Consider the following 18,006-nt stretch of genomic DNA (forward strand, 5'->3'; position numbering starts at 1 on the left):
CTTTTTTGTATGTATGATGAAATCGAACTCCGTATTTATGTCCCTTTTATTATGAAACTCCGAACAATTCTCATCATTCATAGAGGAATGAACACAATTCTGACTTTTCTGAACATCGGGAATTGAATTGCACTTTTGCGTTATACCTGTTACCATTACAGAAATATTTCGAAACAAAGATGTAGGTAGAACGAGAAAGGGGCCATCAATTTTTATGTGGGAAAACAAGTTTGCAAAAGAAGGTTTAACGTTTGATGATGTATTACTCGTACCGAGGTTCTCAAATGTTTTACCGCGTGACGTTGATTTAAGCACAAAGCTCTGTGAAGGATTAGAATTGAATATCCCAATCATCAGTGCGGGTATGGATACCGTCACGGAAGCTCCGATGGCGATTGCTATGGCTCGTCAAGGCGGATTAGGTGTCATTCACAAGAACATGTCAATGGAAATGCAGGCTGAGCATGTCGATCGCGTTAAGCGCTCAGAGAATGGTGTCATCACAAATCCTTTCTATTTAACTCCAGATCGTCAAGTGTATGACGCTGAGTATTTGATGAGTAAATATCGCATTTCTGGTGTCCCAATCGTCAATTCAGAAGAAGAACGTAAATTGATTGGTATTTTGACGAATCGTGATCTTCGCTTCATCAAAGATTATTCTACCGTCATCAAGGATGTGATGACAACGGAAAACCTCATCACTGCAAAAGTGGGTACATCGCTTGAAGAAGCAGAGCGCATTCTTCATCAACACCGCATTGAAAAACTTCCACTTGTCGATGAAGCTGGCGTATTGAAAGGTCTCATCACGACAAAAGATATCGAGAAGGTCGAACAGTTCCCGAACGCAGCAAAAGACAAGCAAGGACGTCTTCTTGTAGCAGCTGCAGTCGGAGTAACAAAAGATGCAGCATCACGTGCTCAAGTACTTGTAGAAGCAGGTGTAGATGCGTTAGTGATCGATACAGCACATGGACATTCGGCTGGTGTGCTTGAAAAAGTTCGTGAGTTGCGCGATACGTTCCCATCACTTCCAATCATTGCAGGTAACGTAGCGACTGCTGAAGCGACACGCGCTTTGATTGAGGCTGGAGCATCGGTCATCAAAGTCGGAATTGGACCAGGATCAATCTGTACGACACGCGTCGTTGCAGGCGTTGGTGTTCCACAAATCACAGCTGTATATGATTGTGTCACAGAAGCAAAAGAGCATGGTGTATCAGTCATCGCTGATGGTGGAATCAAGTACTCAGGCGATATCGTCAAAGCCATCGCTGCTGGAGCAAACGCTGTCATGCTTGGTAGCTTGCTTGCTGGTGTGAAAGAGAGCCCAGGCGAAATGGAAATTTACCAAGGTCGTCAGTTTAAGACATACCGTGGTATGGGATCTGAAGCATCGATGAAGCGCGGTAGCCAAGACCGTTACTTCCAAGAAGCAGACAAAAAGTTCGTTCCAGAAGGAATCGAAGGACGTGTTGCCTATCGTGGCGAACTCGCTGACACGGTATATCAATTGATTGGTGGTCTTCGCTCAGGTATGGGATACTGTGGCGCTGCCGACATCCGTGCCCTTCGTGAAGACACACAATTCATTCGTATGACGGGTGCGGGTCTTCAAGAAAGTCACCCACACGATGTCAATATCACAAAAGAAGCACCGAACTACTCACGCTAATGTAAAAAGCCGCCATCCTGTACACTCAGGATGGCGGTTATTTATTTGCGCTTCTCTACTAAAATCACGGTACCCCCTTGATTTTGAGCAGGAAGTGAGACAGTGACTTTGCCATTCTTTTGAACGATGTATTGTTTACCGCTATATCGGTCAATCAATACGGTTTTCGCTTTATATGAAGTATTAAAGGAAACAGTTTGCGCTTTCTCTTTCGTATTTAATCCGACGAGAACCGATTGTTTTCCATAACTTCGTTTGAAGATCGAATAGCCAGCCTCAGAATTCGAAGCGAGGGACGAACGTGTCCCTTTACTGAATACGTGAGAATAGTCTGCACGGATATTCAAAAGTTTTTGATAGTGCGTATGCATCGCTTTTCCTTCACCTTTGACGCGAGACCAGTCGAAGTCATAGCGATTTTCATTGAACTCGCCTTTATCCATATCGCCCGCATGCTTCCCAGATTGACCGACTTCTTCTCCGTAATAGATCACAGGCTGACCCTTCGCCGTGATTTGAAGAGAGGCTGCGACCATTTGCTTTCCAGTATCCCCGTCTGCCCGCGAGACAAGGAAGCCGTCTTCATCATGGCTACTCAAGAATTGTCCGAGCGTCGCTTCGTTCGATAATTGAGTGTTGCGATATTGAAGTGCCTTTTCAACGTCTTCGATATTGCCATTCACGAATCGTTCGGCTTGATATTTAAAATCAAAGTCGAGCAGGGAATCCATTTGACCACTTCTTAAGTAGCCGCCTGTGTTGTTGATACTCGCCCCGTAGTGCTCCCCAATCAATTTGAAATTCGGTTTGATTGCTGTTAATTCATTTTTAAAGGATTTCCACGTTGTGGAGTCCACGTGTTTGACCGTATCGACACGGAAGTAATCAATCGTGTTGCCTTTTTTCGTTTTCGATCGTTTGATCCAATCCGTCTGCCATTTCACCAATTGTTCTCGAACGGCAGCTTCTTCCGTCTTGAAGTCGGGAAGACCGGATAACGACATTTTAATGTCGTCCCCGTCGACTGGATTTTCACGAATCATTCCATCGAATACTTGTCGTTCTGCATCCGTTGGGAAGTTTGTGACAGATGAGCTTGCCCCAGGCTCCATTCCGTAGCCAGGATGGTTTAAGACGACGTCGACCATAATTTTCATTCCACGCTTATGCGCTTCATCAATCAGTTTATGGAAGGCAGCCATGTCCCCGAGATGTTCATCGAGTTTTTCAAAGTTCTTGGCCCAATACCCATGATATCCATACTGAGAACCGTCTTTTCCATATCGTAAATCCCAATCGATGTTATCCACAATTGGCGTGATCCAAATCGTATTGATCCCAAGATCATCTAAATAATCGAGTTTTTTCGTGACACCTGCAAAATCGCCGCCATGGTAAGACTCAGGATGGTCTTTGTCATAGTACTCACGATTCGGGTTGTCATTGGATAAATCTCCGTTGTAGAAGCGATCGGTGAGCATGAAATAGATGCGTGCCTCATCCCAGTCAAACGCTTGTTTTTCTTTCATCGCTTTAGGTACGACACGAACTGTTGTTTTCGAGCGATGAACATTTCCATATTGATCGATTGCAGTGACGGCAAGCGTCTTATTTCCAGGTTTGACTGTGTCTTTCACCGCGATTGTTTGAGCGTTTAACGCACGATCAATGTGTAACTTCGCAGGACCGCCGAGTGGGCGTGCATCGATATAGAGTTCTCGGAGTGTCACACCTTTTGGCAAGGTCGGATTTACTCGAACGACCGCATTTTCACGAGAGCTAATGGCTTTCGGACTGACAGAAGAAGTGAGTTTGACGGTTGGTTGACGATATTCGATTTGAGAAGCTTCGAAATAAGAATCTTTCACTTCAGTCGTGACGCCGTCCTTCGTGACGAGATACGTGTAGTCATGGATTCCTTCAGGTAAACGTACCGTGTGGCGGAACCACTCGTTTTCTGGCTCATAAGTCATCGGATACGTCTCGCCATTGATTTTGAGTGCGACCTGATCGATTTCATCCATTTCTCCTGCTTCATAGAGTGCTACATCACGATAGAAGAATTGAACCCCATCTGTACCGTATTCGGGACCACTGATTGTCGGAACTTGATGGAAGGTACCTTTTCCGCTTTCGACGACGACCTTCGTGACGCGGTCTTCTCCGAGCGTGACGTATCTGTCTTCTCCATAAGCATCCTTAACGGCCCAGTCCGTGCCTTTTCGAATGACGACCCCAACTTTCGTGGTGTCTTGACCGACTGGGATACGGAAGATGGCCCCATCGTCAGTTATCCGGTATGGATCGACTTGTCCGTCTTTTTTTCCTGTGCTCCATGTCCATAAGTTCCAATCCGTATAGTCATGATCGGCACGGACATATTTCATTTCGATATAGCGTGTCGTTTCCCAAGGATCAGCGAGCTTTGTTGCTGTTTTGAAAGTATTCGTCAATGCCGGGAGTGTCGTATTCGAAATCGTTCCAGTCACTGCACCTTCTGGAATAGTGGCCGTATATGACGTATTGAGAGCGAGAGCTTCTTTCGGTTGAAGTGTCACGCTCGTACCGTTCGTTGTCACATCAACGGGAACACGCGTCTCCCCTTGTTGTAAGGTGACCGATGCCGAATCGAGACGGACAGGTTCATTGAACGTCCATGTGATTGGAGCAGACACATCCACATCAATTGATGATGAGGCCGGGGTCACGGAAGCAACTTCAAGTTGGTCGATCGTCTCTACCCCATTTAATGTGAACGGGGCACTATAAACAGATTGTGTGGATGGCGTGGCGGACACGTTCCAACTATTGACCAATTGATTGGCAGCATTACTCGGAATCGTATCGAACGCTCCATGTTCTCCGGCGTTATTTCCGCTTAATACAGTTAAGGCGCGGACTCGATCTCCATTGTTTAAGCCGAGTAATGACAGAGGAACTTTTCCTTCAAATCCTTTCGTTCGGTCTAAGGCAAAAGCCGCACCGTTCAACTGATTCAATTGTAAAAGTGGTTTCTCTTGACCAGCCTGATAAAGAGCAGCCTCTTTTACATTCTGATCGCCATCGACTCGGACGAGAATATGATACTGAGGCGCCTTGTCGACACCTTTAAAATCGAATGGATAACCGAGGGGATTCGTCGATACACCTGAATCTTCATCATTGATTTGAAGGGCGATGTTGATATATTGCCCGTTGTCTCCCCAGTTCGGGACATTATTCGCGTCTATGTAAAAATATAGATGTTGGGCATCATTGTTTATGTATAAATCACCGACATCAAATCCTTGCCATCCAGCAGTGGGAGAACTTGCGAGGGCGGGAATATTAGCCCAATCTGTTTTTGCCCCATCAATTGTGATTGCAGTCGGTTCAGCCAATGCGTTCATCGGAACCCCGGCTTGAATGAGCAATGCACCGGACAGGAATAAAGTCGAAGCCTGACGAGCAGTTTTTTTCTTCATGAGACACCTCTTTTGTTTGAGTTAAATTGCACAATTTTATGCAAACGTTTTCAAAAATAGTTTAGCGGAAGTTGTGAGCGCTAACAATATGTTTTTGAAAAAACAATAAATGACCGCATCTCCTGTTGGTTGAGGAGATGCGGTCATGATTCAGTAGTGACGAGTGAACCTTTGACGATGAGTCGTTCCGTCGTATCGAACGTACAAGTGATCAATGTAAGGGTAGGAGTAGCTGTTTCATCTAATACATCAACTCGTTCAGGAGAGACGGTCTCAAGCGATGTCACGATGTATTCGTAAGTGTGTGTATCATCTCGAAGATAGATCTTCATACCAACATGGACTTCATGGAGCGGACCGAATAGAGCGGTCGCATGTTGTAAATAATGACCGGCCAGTGCGTAATTGCCTACCCCCATTTGTTGATCGGGATCCATGGTTCCCGCTCCGATGGCGAGACTCTCATCATCTAACCCTTTTATAATCGGAAGCTCCAGTGAAACATCTGGAATGGAAATGACACCGATTGTCGGCAACTGATGAAACCGATTGCGCGCTTGCAAGACGTCTGCTAAGGAAAGTGGTGTGACTGCCGCAAAATCATAATTCGACTCAATTTCACTCTCGTCTTGCAATTCCATATGTTCAACGACATATTCGCTCGTTGAACTAGCGATATTCTCTTTCCAAATCGAGCTCGTTAAAAAGAATAGACCGCTGCCGAGTAAACAAATTCCGATGATCCATCGAGCGTGTCGCTTCATGTAGTCGCTCCTTTCGGGATTGTCCAGGCATTCATCAACTGATCAATCACATTCGGTAACGAGGATTCAGGCAAGTGTGCAAAGCCAAACAAAAATTGTTTGTGCGAATCTGGGTGTACGATGCGATAGTCGTTCATCGATTTGATGGCGATTTCGGACGATTCAGCGGATTGTTTCAATTCTTTCTCTGTCCGATCGCTGATGACGGTCAAGACAACGTGCAATCCAGCGCTCGCACCTGTCACTGTGACAATTGGTTCGAATGGGCGGAAGGCAGCGAGCACAATCTCTAACTTGCGACGGTATATTTTTCGCATCCGATTCAAATGCTTCTCGAAGTCACCACTCGACATGAATAGAGCCAACGTATGCTGTTCGAATCGTGGAACGCTACACGTGAAGTAATGATGTCGCTCTCGGTAACGATTCAATAGAGGTGTTGGTAACACCATATATCCAATACGAAGGGATGGCATGAGTGATTTCGAGAAAGTACTGATATAGATGACACGTTCGTTCGGGTCCATACTTTGAAGAGAGGGGATGGGTTTACCACTATAACGGAACTCACTATCGTAATCGTCCTCAATGATATACGTCTGGTGAACGAGCGCCCAATTCAATAAACGTTGGCGTCGACTGACGGATAGGACAGTACCTGTCGGAAATTGATGGGCAGGTGTCACGTATAGCGCATCGATTTCATGGCGTTCGAGCTCACTGACACAAACTCCACTTTCATCTACCGGGATCGGGATAGAGGTGCGCCCCTGTTGCTCGAATAAAAGACGAGTGAGTGGATAGCCGGGATCTTCAATACCAAAGACCGATGCATCAGGTAACAAATCCAAAAGCTGTGGAAGGAGTTGTTCTGTCCCTGGTCCGACGATGATTTGTTCAGGTGAGCACTGGACGCCTCGTGAATGATAGAGATAGGTCGCAATTTCCTGTCGTAGCTCGAGATCCCCTTGGACGGAACCTAGCGCGAGTAGTTCATGATGAACCTCATCGACAACGTTCTTGACGTGTCGTTTCCAACGTTCAAACGGAAAAGCGGTCGTATCGATTTGACTTGGCGATACATCGTACGTATACGTCTTTTTAGGTGGGGACGGCGTGATGGTGCTGCTCGATCGCCGGACGTACAGTTCCTCTTGCGGTAACACATAAAATCCTTTCCGGGGAACGGATTCAATATATCCTTCGGCGAGTAACTGGGCGTATGCGAACTCGACTGTCGTCTGAGACACATCCAAAAATTGAGTGAGTTTACGTTTCGAAGGTAACTTGGTACCCGTCTTTAACGTATCGTCGACGATAGCATCCCGAATGTGTTTATACAATTGCTCATATAGCGGGATGGATGAGTCTTGTTCAAGTGAGAAGGTAAGCATATCCATAAGACGACGTTCCTTTCTTTACGAGCCGAAAAAGAAGTATAAGAGAAAACCGATGATGATCAAGGCTGAGACAATTCCAGGTGTACCGAATGAGGCGCGATGACCTCCTTCAAACGGATCGCGGTCGAACATATTGATTCCTCCTTTATACTTCAACACGTTCGCGATAGTAGCAATAGAGTCCTTTTTCCAAACTGACCACTTTAAAAAATGATAATCTGGCACTTTTAATATAGTCAATCCAGCTTATACTAGCAAGTAGAACATGAACTCATGGAGGGATTTCAATGGAAAAGAGACAAGTGGGAACAGATAAAGTAAAACGCGGGATGGCCGAAATGCAAAAAGGTGGCGTCATCATGGACGTCATCAATGCAGAACAAGCAAAAATTGCTGAAGCTGCAGGTGCGGTTGCTGTCATGGCACTTGAACGTGTGCCTTCGGACATCCGCAAAATGGGCGGGGTTGCCCGTATGGCCGACCCAACAATCATTGAAGACGTCATGGGAGCAGTATCTGTTCCGGTTATGGCAAAATGCCGTATCGGACATATCGCTGAAGCTCGTGTACTCGAGTCGATGGGGGTCGACTTTATCGATGAGAGTGAAGTATTGACGCCAGCAGATGAAGAGTTCCATTTGTACAAACGCGACTATACAGCACCGTTTGTATGTGGAGCACGTGACCTTGGCGAAGCGGCTCGTCGTATCGGCGAAGGCGCGGCAATGATTCGTACAAAAGGTGAGCCAGGAACAGGGAACATCGTGGAAGCGGTTCGTCACATGCGCACCGTACAAGCACAAGTGAAGCGTCTCTTGTCGATGAGCGTGGATGAAGTCATGACAGAGGCTCGTGATCTCGGAGCTCCATTTGAAGTGCTTATGCAAATTCGTGAAGCGGGTCGTCTCCCGGTCGTTAACTTTGCGGCGGGTGGAATCGCGACACCAGCTGATGCTGCCTTGATGATGCATCTCGGAGCAGATGGTGTCTTCGTCGGATCTGGTATCTTCAAAGCGGAGAACCCAGAGAAATTCGCACGTGCCATCGTAGAAGCGACAACGTACCACGATGACTATGAGCGAATCGCGAACCTTTCAAAAGGATTAGGTGAGGCGATGAAAGGACTCGACGTCCGTACGCTCAAAGATGAAGAACTCATGGCACCACGAGGCTGGTAAGATGGTAACGATTGGCGTATTAGGGATGCAGGGCGCAATTCGTGAGCATGTTCGTATGCTTGAAGCGCTCGGTGCTCAAACCGTTGTAGTCCGCTCACTAGAAGACTTGAAAGCAATCGATGGATTAGTCTTACCAGGTGGAGAAAGTACCGCGATGCGACGCTTACTCGATCGTTATGAGTTACTTGAGCCACTTCGCGACATGGAGACGTTACCGATGTTTGGTACATGTGCCGGCATGATTCTTCTCGCGAACGAAGTCGAAGGGTATGACGCCCACTTAAAGAAAATTCCGATGACAGTAAAACGTAATGCATTCGGACGTCAGGTCGACAGTTTTGAAGTCGATCTTCCGGTAAAAGGAATTGATGAGCCAGTCGAAGCGGTGTTTATTCGTGCCCCACAAGTGGCGCGAGTTGAACCGGAAGTAGATGTGCTCGCTGAAGTTGAGGAAGCGATTGTAGCAGTTCGTTACAACCAGTACCTGGCTTGTTCATTCCATCCAGAATTGACAGAAGATTTATCATTGCACCGTTATTTTATCGAGATGGTTAAAGAAAATCAGAAGCAATATGCATAAGTTTGAGGGACCTCATGAAAAGGGGGTCCTTCAAACTTATTTTTTGTTACACTGAACAAAGAAGCGTATAGAAAGGGGTAACTATGTGAAGGCTCGCTATTTAATCATGATGTTTGTTGCCATGTTGCTTGTACAAGTAATCGTACCCTCAGTCGCCTCTGCGGCCGCGCCAAAAGTCGACGCGGCGAGCGCGATGCTCGTAGACGTGACGACAGGGCAGGTCTTATTTACAAAACAGGAAGATGCCATGCTTCAACCGGCTTCGATCACAAAGCTGATGACGGCATTTTTGACGCGTGAAGCGATCGAAGAAGGAAAGCTCAGTTGGAATCAAGAGGTTACACCGAGTGACGCTGCCTTGGCGCTGACGAGAAAACCGGGACTTGCACGAATCCCGCTACTGAATAAACCGTATACCGTCAAAGAGTTATACGATGCAGCATTAATTCGTTCGGCGAACGAAGCGGCTGTGACGCTCGGGGAAGCGGTGTCTGGTTCAGAAGAGGCGTTCGTCAAAGAAATGAATCGTCGAGCGGATGAGTTAGGGATGACACAAACGACGTTTGCGAATGCATCGGGACTCGATTCTGTGTCAGCCGGTCTACCAGGAGATAATTTGACATCTGCCAATGATTTAATGAAGTTGGCGATTGCGTATTTGACGACTTATCCGGAAGTGCTCGACGTGACGAAACGGGCATACGTGGATGTCGACGGTGTTCGCTTTGACGCGACGAACCGAATGCTTGCCGACCGGGATCTCGCCTATCCAGGGATGCTCGGCTTTAAGACAGGAACAACGAATGAAGCAGGCTATTGCTTTGTCGGTGTGTCGACGCGGGATGGTCGCACTGTGTTATCCGTCGTTCTTGGCGCACCATCTGATGAGGGACGCTATGTCGCGACGAAAGCGTTACACGACTATGCATACGCAGATTTCGTCATGACACCGATTTTACGGACGGGGGAAACCATTTCGGAAACGGCAACGGTCTCTCAAGGTGAAACGGAACAAGTCGCTGTCCGGACGACGAATGACTTTGAAGTGTTAGTCGAAAAAGGGAAACCTGTCCCTGAACCGAAAGTTGAACTGCTCGAACTAGACGCTCCGGTCAAGGTCGATACACAGGCAGGTACGGTTACCATCGACTCCTCGGATCAAGTTCGCTATTTAGAAGGGGAGACGCCTCCGAAGATGACGCTTGTCACGGCAGAGGCGGTTGATACGGCTTCGTTTTTGACGAGAATGACGCGAGCATTTGTTGATTTCCTCGATCAAATCAGATTGGCACTTGGAAAAATCAGTCTTGTCGAACAAGTTCAGATGTTGTAAAGTAAGATTAATTCAATGACAGATGCGATGATGAGAATAAGTACGTTACGTACGTCTACTGACAGAGAGCTAGTGGTTGGTGCAAACTAGTGAGATGGCGTAACCGAATCGGCCTCGGAGCATTGACTTGGAAACAAGTCACGTTTGGCACACGTTACGTGCATCGAGTGGCTCATGCATTTGGGCAACGAGGGTGGCAACGCGGATCCAAGGTGGTTCGTCCCTTTCCTACGGGAAAGGGACGTGCCGCCTTTTTTATATGAAAAAAGGAGGAACAGCAATGTTAGACATTAAACGTTTACGACAAGATTTTGAAGGGATTAAAGAAAAATTAGCTTACCGTGGAGAAGATTTGAGTGCACTTGACCGCTTCCCGCAGTTAGAAGAAAAGCGCCGTGACTTGATTAACGAAGTGGAAGTAAAGAAAGCGAAGCGCAATGAAGCGACAAAACAAATCGCTGAACTAAAACGCAACAAACAAGATGCAGAAGGTCCAATCTTGGAAACACGCCGACTTGGGGATGAAATCAAATTGTTGGATGAGGAGTTACGAGAAGTAGAGGCAGAGCTCAACTTGATCTTGCTCAGCATTCCAAACATCCCACATGAGTCAACTCCAATCGGTGAGACAGAAGACGATAACGTGACGATTCGTGAAATCGGAACAAAGCCTGATTTTGATTTCGAGCCGAAGCAACATTGGGACGTGATGGAAGACCTAAAAATCGTCGATGTCGAGCGCGCTGGAAAAGTAACGGGTAGCCGTTTTGTCTTCTATAAAGGATTAGGTGCTCGCTTAGAACGTGCTCTGATCAACTTTATGATGGACCTTCATTCAGACGAGCATGGATACTCAGAAGTATTGCCGCCGTACATGGTCAATCGTGATTCGATGATCGGAACAGGTCAACTTCCTAAATTTGAAGAAGATGCGTTCAAAGTAGAGGACACGAACTACTTCCTCGTTCCAACAGCTGAAGTGCCAGTTACAAACATGCACCGTGAAGAAATCATCCCGGAAACACAGCTTCCGATTACGTATACAGCATATAGCGCTAACTTCCGTTCTGAAGCCGGTTCAGCTGGTCGTGATACACGTGGCTTGATTCGTCAGCACCAGTTCAACAAAGTCGAGCTCGTCCGCTTCGTGAAACCAGAAGAGTCATATGAACAACTAGAATTATTGACAGGTCATGCTGAAGAGGTATTGAAGCGTCTTGGACTTCCGTATCAAGTACTCAGCATGTGCACGGCAGACCTCGGCTTCACAGCTGCGAAAAAATACGACATCGAAGTATGGATGCCAGCACAAGGGATGTATCGTGAGATTTCTTCTTGCTCTAACTTCGAAGATTTCCAAGCGCGTCGTGCGGGAATTCGCTTCCGTCGTGATGACAACGCGAAACCAGAATTCGTTCATACATTGAACGGCTCAGGATTGGCAGTCGGTCGAACGGTGGCAGCGATTTTGGAAAACTATCAACAGGCAGATGGATCAGTCGTCATTCCGGAAGTGCTTCGTCCTTACATGGGTGGGAAAGAAAAGATTGAAATGCCGAACTAAACACTTGAGCCGCCTCGATTTTGAGGCGCTCAATTTTTTTTAATGTTTTTTCACAAAAGGGTTTGACATCTGTCTCTTCAGTTGGTACTATAAATCATGTCGAGCGACACTGTTGCTCACGAATTGCATATGAGCTTTGGAGGTGTACCCAAGTGGTTTAAGGGAACGGTCTTGAAAACCGTCAGGGGTGTAACAGCCTGCGTGGGTTCGAATCCCACCACCTCCTCCATTTCTTTTTTGGAGGCTCACACAATTTTATATCTTTTTGGAGGTGTACCCAAGTGGTTTAAGGGAACGGTCTTGAAAACCGTCAGGGGTGTAACAGCCTGCGTGGGTTCGAATCCCACCACCTCCTCCACTTTCTTTTTTTTACACTTTTTTAGGCCTGGAGTTGTACCCAAGTCCGGCTGAAGGGGACGGACTCGAAATCCGTTAGGAGTCGCAAGGCTCGCGTGGGTTCGAATCCCACCAACTCCGCTTTCAATCGGGCATCTGCAGAGGCAGATGCATTTTTTGTATCCACAGACATATGCGCTGTGGATTTTTTTATGCACAAAAAAGAGAGATCACGCTTTTGATGGCGTAATCCCTCTGTATGATTATCTAACTTTTGCTTCGCGAGCAATCGTTAACTGCTTTTCGATTTTTTCAAGGATGAGTTCGACTGAGTCTGGGTCTTTGATGAGGTCGTACTCTTCAATCGAGAGGCGTAGTACTGGGCACAAGTTGAAGTTGTTGATCCACTCTGTGTAGCGTTCGTACATCTCTTCCCAATAAGCGATTGGTGTTTGTTGCTCCATCTCGCGACCGCGCATCTGGATACGTTCAAGGACTTGTTCGAACGAACCTTCAAGATAAATCAATAGGTCTGGGTGTGGGAAGAAGGGTGTTAACACCATAGCCTCGAACAAACTTGAATACGTTTCGTAGTCTGTTGGTGACATCGTCCCTTTTTCATAATGCATTTTTGCGAAGATGCCTGTGTCTTCATAGATGGAACGGTCTTGAATGAAGCCGCCACCGTATTGGAAGATTTTCTTCTGTTCTTTAAAGCGTTCTGCTAAGAAGTAAATTTGAAGATGGAAACTCCAACGTTCAAAATCATGATAGAATTTATCGAGGTAAGGGTTCGTATCTACTTTCTCTAGCGACGTTCGGAAGTTTAAAGCATCGGCTAACGAATTGGTAATCGTCGATTTCCCGATTCCAACCATTCCACCGATTGTAATGATCGTATCGTTCGGAATGTTATATTTATCAATCAGCTTCATTTTAATTGTGCTCCTTTAGTTAATTCTAATTCGCGTTCAATCGTCTTGAGGACATGTGTCAAATCGTCCGGATTGTGTACAAAGTCGAGTTCATCCCCACTAAATGAGAGGATTTTCACTTCTGGATGGGCCGCGCGATAGGATTCGACGAACGTCTCATAATCGTGAGCAAGCTGTTCGAGATAATCGCGAGACATATTTTCTTCCACTTCACGTCCACGCAAAGCAACGCGTTTCATCAGTGTCTCAATGCTGGCGTGTAAGTAAATGACGACATCAGGTTTCGGCATATCATGTGTCAAAATCTTATAAATCTGCTCGTACTTGTTTAAATGCGCAGGTTTCAACGAACGGTGAGCAAAAATCAAGTTTTTGAAAATATGATAGTCCGAAACGACGGATTGCTGTTGACTCAAGTGGTGTTTATGAATATCATCCAACTGCTTGAATCGATTGCATAAGAAGAACATTTCCGTTTGGAAACTCCATTCTTCGATATCTTCATAAAACTTGCCGAGAAATGGGTTCTCTTCTACAATTTCATTCAGCATCTGCATCGAGAAATGCTGACTGATGATATGGGCCAGTGATGTTTTCCCGACACCAATCGGTCCTTCTACCGTTATAAACATATGATGTCATCCTCCATTATCCAAAGTGCAAGTTCCATTCTAGCATAGAATGCGAATGATATGGCGAGGGATTTGATTTTCATTTTTTTTCATAGTGTTAAATAAGAAATGAGGTGAATCGATGGAACGTGATGAACGATTTATGCAGTTGGCCATCGAAGAAGCAAAGAAAGCAGAGGCCATCGGTGAGGTTCCAATCGGCTGTGTGATTGTGAAAGGTGACGAAGTGATTGCGACTGGTCATAATCGTCGTGAAACCGATCTTTTAGCTGCTGCTCACGCTGAAATGATCGCGATTGAAGCGGCGAATGAAGCATTAGGAAATTGGCGATTGGAAGATTGTGAGTTATACGTCACACTCGAACCGTGTCCAATGTGTGCGGGTGCCATTGTGCTATCCCGAGTGAAGCGGGTCATCTTCGGTGCACATGATCCGAAAGGGGGTTGTTGCGGTACGTTGATGAATTTGGTACAAGATGAACGATTCAATCATCAGGCTGACGTAACCGAAAATGTTTTAGCAGAAGAATGTGGACGACTTCTAACTGATTTCTTCCGGGCGCTTAGAGAAAGGAAGAAACAAGAGAGACTTCATCAGAGAGGTTGCAACCCAATCGATTAAACAGTATAATGTAATAGCACTCGAGATAGTGCATAATTTCATTTACCCATTTGCCGTGCTAGGTGGGGAGGTAGCGGTGCCCTGTAACTCGCAATCCGCTGTAGCGAGACTGAATCCCGATTCGAGGGAGTGCGCTGGTGTGGTCTGCCTTATGTAAGTGGCGTTGACGTCTGAGTCCTGCGCAACGGTCACCCATGAACCAGGTCAGGTCCGGAAGGAAGCAGCCTTAAGTGGTGACGTACCGTGTGCCGCAGGGGTGCTTGGGCTGAGCAAACTGCATGAGTAACGCATGTTGACGTGCTTTCAGAAATCGGTGCGCGGCAGATTTATTTTATAACTTCAATCTATGGCCCCAGGGCTGTAGATTTTTTTGTATGATGAGATAGAGAAGAAAAGTGGGGAAGGAGGCGAACTCATGGCGTATCAAGCGTTATATCGGGTATACAGACCTCAGTCATTTCAAGAGGTCGTCGGTCAAGTCCATATCACACGTACGATTCAAAACGCTTTATTAGAGGAGCGGATGTCACACGCCTATCTGTTTTCAGGTCCACGCGGGACAGGGAAGACGAGCTTAGCGAAAATCATTGCTAAGGCGATCAACTGTGAAAGTGCACCGACACGTGAACCGTGTAATACCTGTCCGACGTGTATCGCTATCACGGAAGGTACGAGTCCGGACGTGTTTGAAATCGATGCGGCATCAAATAATGGAGTTGACGAAATTCGAGAAATCCGAGACAAAGTCAAATATCCACCGTCTCAAGGGCGTTACAAAGTATATATCATTGATGAAGTGCATATGTTGTCGACAGGTGCATTCAATGCATTATTGAAAACACTCGAAGAACCGCCAGCACATGCAATTTTTATCTTAGCGACGACAGAACCGCATAAAATTCCGGCAACGATTATTTCGCGTTGTCAGCGATTTGATGTCAAACGACATGAAGTGAGTCAATTGCAAACCCGGATGGCCTATATTTTGAATGATCAAGACCATGATTATGATCCGGAAGCATTGAAACTAATCGCACGGGCTGCTGATGGTGGGATGCGGGATGCCCTTAGCTTGCTTGATCAGGCTTTGGCATTTAGCGATGGACGTCTGACGGAAGAAGCGGTGTTAGAAGTAACGGGTGCTGTGACGGATGAAACACTGCTCGAAATGGCATACGGATTACAGAAAAAAGAATTGAATGCGATTTTGAGTACGCTTGAAATGATGTTACGTGAAGGGAAAGATTTAAAGCGTTTCATCGAAGACTTAGTGTTCGTCCATCGGGATGCGTTACTCTTAAAAGCATCTCCGCAAGCTGCCGACTTATTAGAGCGCGCTCGTCCGACTGATGAGTTCCGTCAGTTTGTCGAAGCGACTTCGACGGACGAATTGTTCCAAGTGATTGAAGAGCTCAATGAGTGCCAGCAGCAAATGAGGCTGTCGAATCATCCGAAGGTGTTGGTAGAGTTAACGTTCATTCGAATTGCAGAACAAGGTCGTACGATCAGTGAGCAGATGACACAACTTCAAGACCAAGTGCGTGAGTTGAGCCGCGAATTGAATGAAGTGAAGAAGAATGGGGTGACTGTGACAGGTGGAGAGGTGGAAAAACCGAAGCCTGCTCCGAAACGAACACAAATCCGAGTGCCGAAAGAGCGGATTCGCCAATTACTTCAGCGAGCTGAGCGGCAGCATTTGAATGCGATTCGCGATAGTTGGGGCGACATCATGACGAATATTCGGATACAGGATGGTCCAATCTTCGCACTCTTCTATGAAAGTGAGGCTGTCCTTTGTGCAAGTGACACCTTACTGGTACAATTTAAAGATGGAATGACATGGCACTATGAACAAGTGAGTTCGAATGGTCGTACGCGTGATGTAATCGAGCAGGCGTTATTTGAAGTTACGGGGATTCGTCGTGAAATTATGGCGGTGCTTGAAACGGATTGGAATGAACTGAAGAATGAGTTTATCCTTCAAAAACAAGCAGAGCGGACAGAGCGAGTCGAAGAACCAGAAACTGAAGACCCGTTGGTTGCACAGGCGATGGAACGTTTTGGCGATGTCGTTGAAATCGAAGAAACATAAGGGAGGCGCTCTGAATGCGTGGAATGGGAAATATGAATAACATGATGAAACAAATGCAAAAGATGCAAAAAGATATGGCGAAAGCTCAAGAAGAACTAAAAGAGTTATCAGTAGAAGGTACTGCAGGAGGCGGCATGGTAAAAGTTATCGTCAGCGGTCATAAAGAAGTTTTAGATGTCATCATTGCAGAAGATGTCGTCGACCCGGACGATGTAGATATGTTGCAGGATCTCGTCTTAGCAGCAATTAATGATGCGATGAAGCAAGCTGATCAGCTTGTGAATGATAAGATGGGGCGTTTCACACAAGGTATGAATCTCCCAGGCTTTTAAGTGAAGAAAGGATCGATGCGAGTTGCAATACCCTGAAGCCATTGGACGATTGATTGAGAGTTTTACGAAACTACCTGGAATCGGTCCGAAAACTGCAGTACGTTTGGCGTTCCATGTATTAGATATGGAAGAAGACGATGTATTAACGTTTGCGAAGTCTCTCGTCAGTGCGAAACGGGACATCAAATATTGTACCGTTTGCGGGCACATTACAGATATTGATCCTTGTGCAATCTGTAAAGACTCACACCGGGATGAAACGGTAGTTTGTGTGGTTCAAGATTCAAGAGACGTGATTGCCATGGAGAAAATGAGAGAGTATAGAGGGAAATATCATGTTCTTCATGGAGCCATAAGTCCAATGGAAGGGATTGGTCCAGAGGATATTAACGTTTCAAGCTTGCTGACACGGTTACAAGAGAACGAGTCAATCCAAGAAGTGATTTTAGCGACGAACCCGAACATTGAGGGAGAAGCGACTTCGATGTATTTATCACGCTTACTTAAGCCGACAGGAATCCGTGTAACTCGTCTCGCGCATGGTTTGCCCGTCGGTGGGGATTTAGAGTATGCGGACGAAGTGACCTTGTCTCGAGCGATGGAAGGTAGAAGAGAATTATGAAATGGTTTCGTAAGTCGTTAAAAGATGATTATGATCAACGACTACTGACTGAGTTGATGGAAGCGAAAGCTAAGTTTGAGTCGAAACGTCGGATGCTTGAAGTTAGCATCGAAGATACAGGAGAATTAGCGGCTCAAGTGAAGCAAGCAGAAGCTCTTTACTTTTTCTATTTGAAAGAGGCGAAAAAACGAAATGTATCCTTATCGTCTCTCCGTTCATAAGGCGAAGCCGTTGGCTCGCCTTATTTTATTTTTAACCCTATATAATGAAGAAAAAAATATAGTGTGAGTGGTTAAAGCATAATTTAATAAATTTCTTAAAACTATTTTAATAAAAGGGTTGCGTGGTTAAAGTTTTACTGATATATTAATAGACGTCGCCGAGATAAGCGGCAAACAAAATAAAAAATATTTTAAAAAGTGATTGACCTTTTGTTCTTCACTTGGTAAGATATTAAAGTCGCCAAGAGCGACA

15 protein-coding genes, 3 tRNA genes, 1 other RNA gene and 1 other annotated feature are annotated in these 18,006 nt (G+C 45.9%); of the genes, 14 read left to right on the forward strand and 5 right to left on the reverse strand.

Translation table 11 applies throughout. The features are described 5' to 3' along the window. Positions 1–214 precede the first annotated feature (214 nt). A complete protein-coding gene (gene guaB, locus PJK55_RS14795; protein WP_214697315.1) occupies positions 215–1,678 on the forward strand; it encodes an IMP dehydrogenase in 1,464 nt (487 codons plus the stop codon). A gap of 41 nt (positions 1,679–1,719) precedes the next feature. Here guaB and PJK55_RS14800 read toward each other — a convergent pair whose 3' ends face one another. The 3 genes from PJK55_RS14800 to pdxR all read right to left on the reverse strand — a co-directional run bounded on the left by PJK55_RS14800 (position 1,720) and on the right by pdxR (position 7,306). Further along, entirely contained in the window at positions 1,720–5,142 is a 3,423-nt protein-coding gene (locus PJK55_RS14800) for an alpha-amylase family glycosyl hydrolase (protein WP_271306292.1), read from the reverse strand. 143 nt (positions 5,143–5,285) lie between these two features. Continuing rightward, positions 5,286–5,906, reverse strand: coding sequence for a class A sortase (locus PJK55_RS14805; RefSeq protein ID WP_271306293.1), 621 nt, complete (start codon positions 5,904–5,906; stop codon positions 5,286–5,288). Next, positions 5,903–7,306, reverse strand: a complete 1,404-nt coding sequence (gene pdxR, locus PJK55_RS14810) for a MocR-like pyridoxine biosynthesis transcription factor PdxR (RefSeq protein ID WP_271306294.1) — start codon at positions 7,304–7,306, stop codon at positions 5,903–5,905. The genes PJK55_RS14805 and pdxR overlap by 4 nt, the downstream gene beginning before the upstream one ends. A 287-nt stretch (positions 7,307–7,593) precedes the next feature. Here pdxR and pdxS point away from each other — a divergent pair, with 287 nt between their 5' ends. The 7 genes from pdxS (at position 7,594) to PJK55_RS14845 (ending at position 12,438) form a co-directional block, all read left to right on the forward strand. Further along, positions 7,594–8,484 carry a pyridoxal 5'-phosphate synthase lyase subunit PdxS gene (pdxS, locus tag PJK55_RS14815; RefSeq protein ID WP_271306295.1) on the forward strand — a complete coding sequence of 297 codons (891 nt, stop codon included), beginning with the start codon at positions 7,594–7,596 and terminating at the stop codon, positions 8,482–8,484. Between the two features lies 1 nt (position 8,485). Then, positions 8,486–9,064: a pyridoxal 5'-phosphate synthase glutaminase subunit PdxT gene (pdxT, locus tag PJK55_RS14820; protein ID WP_214750030.1), complete on the forward strand. Its 579-nt coding sequence runs from the start codon at positions 8,486–8,488 to the stop codon at positions 9,062–9,064. Between the two features lie 85 nt (positions 9,065–9,149). Next, positions 9,150–10,397 (forward strand): D-alanyl-D-alanine carboxypeptidase family protein, encoded by a 1,248-nt coding sequence (locus PJK55_RS14825; RefSeq protein WP_214877049.1) that lies wholly within the window; start codon positions 9,150–9,152, stop codon positions 10,395–10,397. Between the two features lie 18 nt (positions 10,398–10,415). Beyond that, positions 10,416–10,625: a binding site (T-box leader), on the forward strand. A 52-nt stretch (positions 10,626–10,677) separates the two neighbouring features. Beyond that, positions 10,678–11,961 carry a serine--tRNA ligase gene (gene serS / locus PJK55_RS14830; RefSeq protein WP_271306296.1) on the forward strand — a complete coding sequence of 428 codons (1,284 nt, stop codon included), beginning with the start codon at positions 10,678–10,680 and terminating at the stop codon, positions 11,959–11,961. 138 nt (positions 11,962–12,099) lie between these two features. Continuing rightward, a tRNA-Ser gene (locus PJK55_RS14835) sits at positions 12,100–12,190 on the forward strand. 38 nt (positions 12,191–12,228) lie between these two features. Then, a tRNA-Ser gene (locus tag PJK55_RS14840) sits at positions 12,229–12,319 on the forward strand. A gap of 29 nt (positions 12,320–12,348) precedes the next feature. After that, positions 12,349–12,438, forward strand: a tRNA-Ser gene (locus PJK55_RS14845). A gap of 122 nt (positions 12,439–12,560) precedes the next feature. On the opposite strand, the gene PJK55_RS14850 is transcribed toward PJK55_RS14845, so the two are convergent. Beyond that, positions 12,561–13,232 (reverse strand): deoxynucleoside kinase, encoded by a 672-nt coding sequence (locus PJK55_RS14850; protein WP_251125747.1) that lies wholly within the window; start codon positions 13,230–13,232, stop codon positions 12,561–12,563. Beyond that, on the reverse strand, positions 13,229–13,864 hold the full coding sequence (locus tag PJK55_RS14855) for a deoxynucleoside kinase (RefSeq protein ID WP_214697300.1): 636 nt from the start codon (positions 13,862–13,864) through the stop codon (positions 13,229–13,231). Before PJK55_RS14855 ends, PJK55_RS14850 begins: the two co-directional genes overlap by 4 nt. Before the next feature lie 121 nt (positions 13,865–13,985). Here PJK55_RS14855 and tadA point away from each other — a divergent pair, with 121 nt between their 5' ends. The 6 genes from tadA (at position 13,986) to PJK55_RS14885 (ending at position 17,753) form a co-directional block, all read left to right on the forward strand. Continuing rightward, a complete protein-coding gene (tadA, locus tag PJK55_RS14860; RefSeq protein WP_074034099.1) occupies positions 13,986–14,486 on the forward strand; it encodes a tRNA adenosine(34) deaminase TadA in 501 nt (166 codons plus the stop codon). A gap of 53 nt (positions 14,487–14,539) precedes the next feature. Next, positions 14,540–14,807, forward strand: an RNA gene (gene ffs / locus PJK55_RS14865) — signal recognition particle sRNA large type. A gap of 94 nt (positions 14,808–14,901) precedes the next feature. Beyond that, positions 14,902–16,578: a DNA polymerase III subunit gamma/tau gene (dnaX, locus tag PJK55_RS14870; RefSeq protein ID WP_214750038.1), complete on the forward strand. Its 1,677-nt coding sequence runs from the start codon at positions 14,902–14,904 to the stop codon at positions 16,576–16,578. Positions 16,579–16,592: 14 nt separating this feature from the next. Next, positions 16,593–16,910, forward strand: coding sequence for a YbaB/EbfC family nucleoid-associated protein (locus PJK55_RS14875; RefSeq protein WP_271306297.1), 318 nt, complete (start codon positions 16,593–16,595; stop codon positions 16,908–16,910). Between the two features lie 22 nt (positions 16,911–16,932). Next, positions 16,933–17,532, forward strand: coding sequence for a recombination mediator RecR (recR, locus tag PJK55_RS14880; protein WP_012727753.1), 600 nt, complete (start codon positions 16,933–16,935; stop codon positions 17,530–17,532). Next, complete coding sequence (locus PJK55_RS14885; RefSeq protein ID WP_214697288.1) at positions 17,529–17,753, forward strand: YaaL family protein; 225 nt, start codon at positions 17,529–17,531, stop codon at positions 17,751–17,753. The genes recR and PJK55_RS14885 overlap by 4 nt, the downstream gene beginning before the upstream one ends. Positions 17,754–18,006 lie beyond the last annotated feature (253 nt).

Origin of the sequence: Exiguobacterium sp. MMG028, from assembly GCF_027947425.1 — a bacterium.
Classification (GTDB): Bacteria; Bacillota; Bacilli; order Exiguobacteriales; family Exiguobacteriaceae; genus Exiguobacterium; species Exiguobacterium aestuarii_A.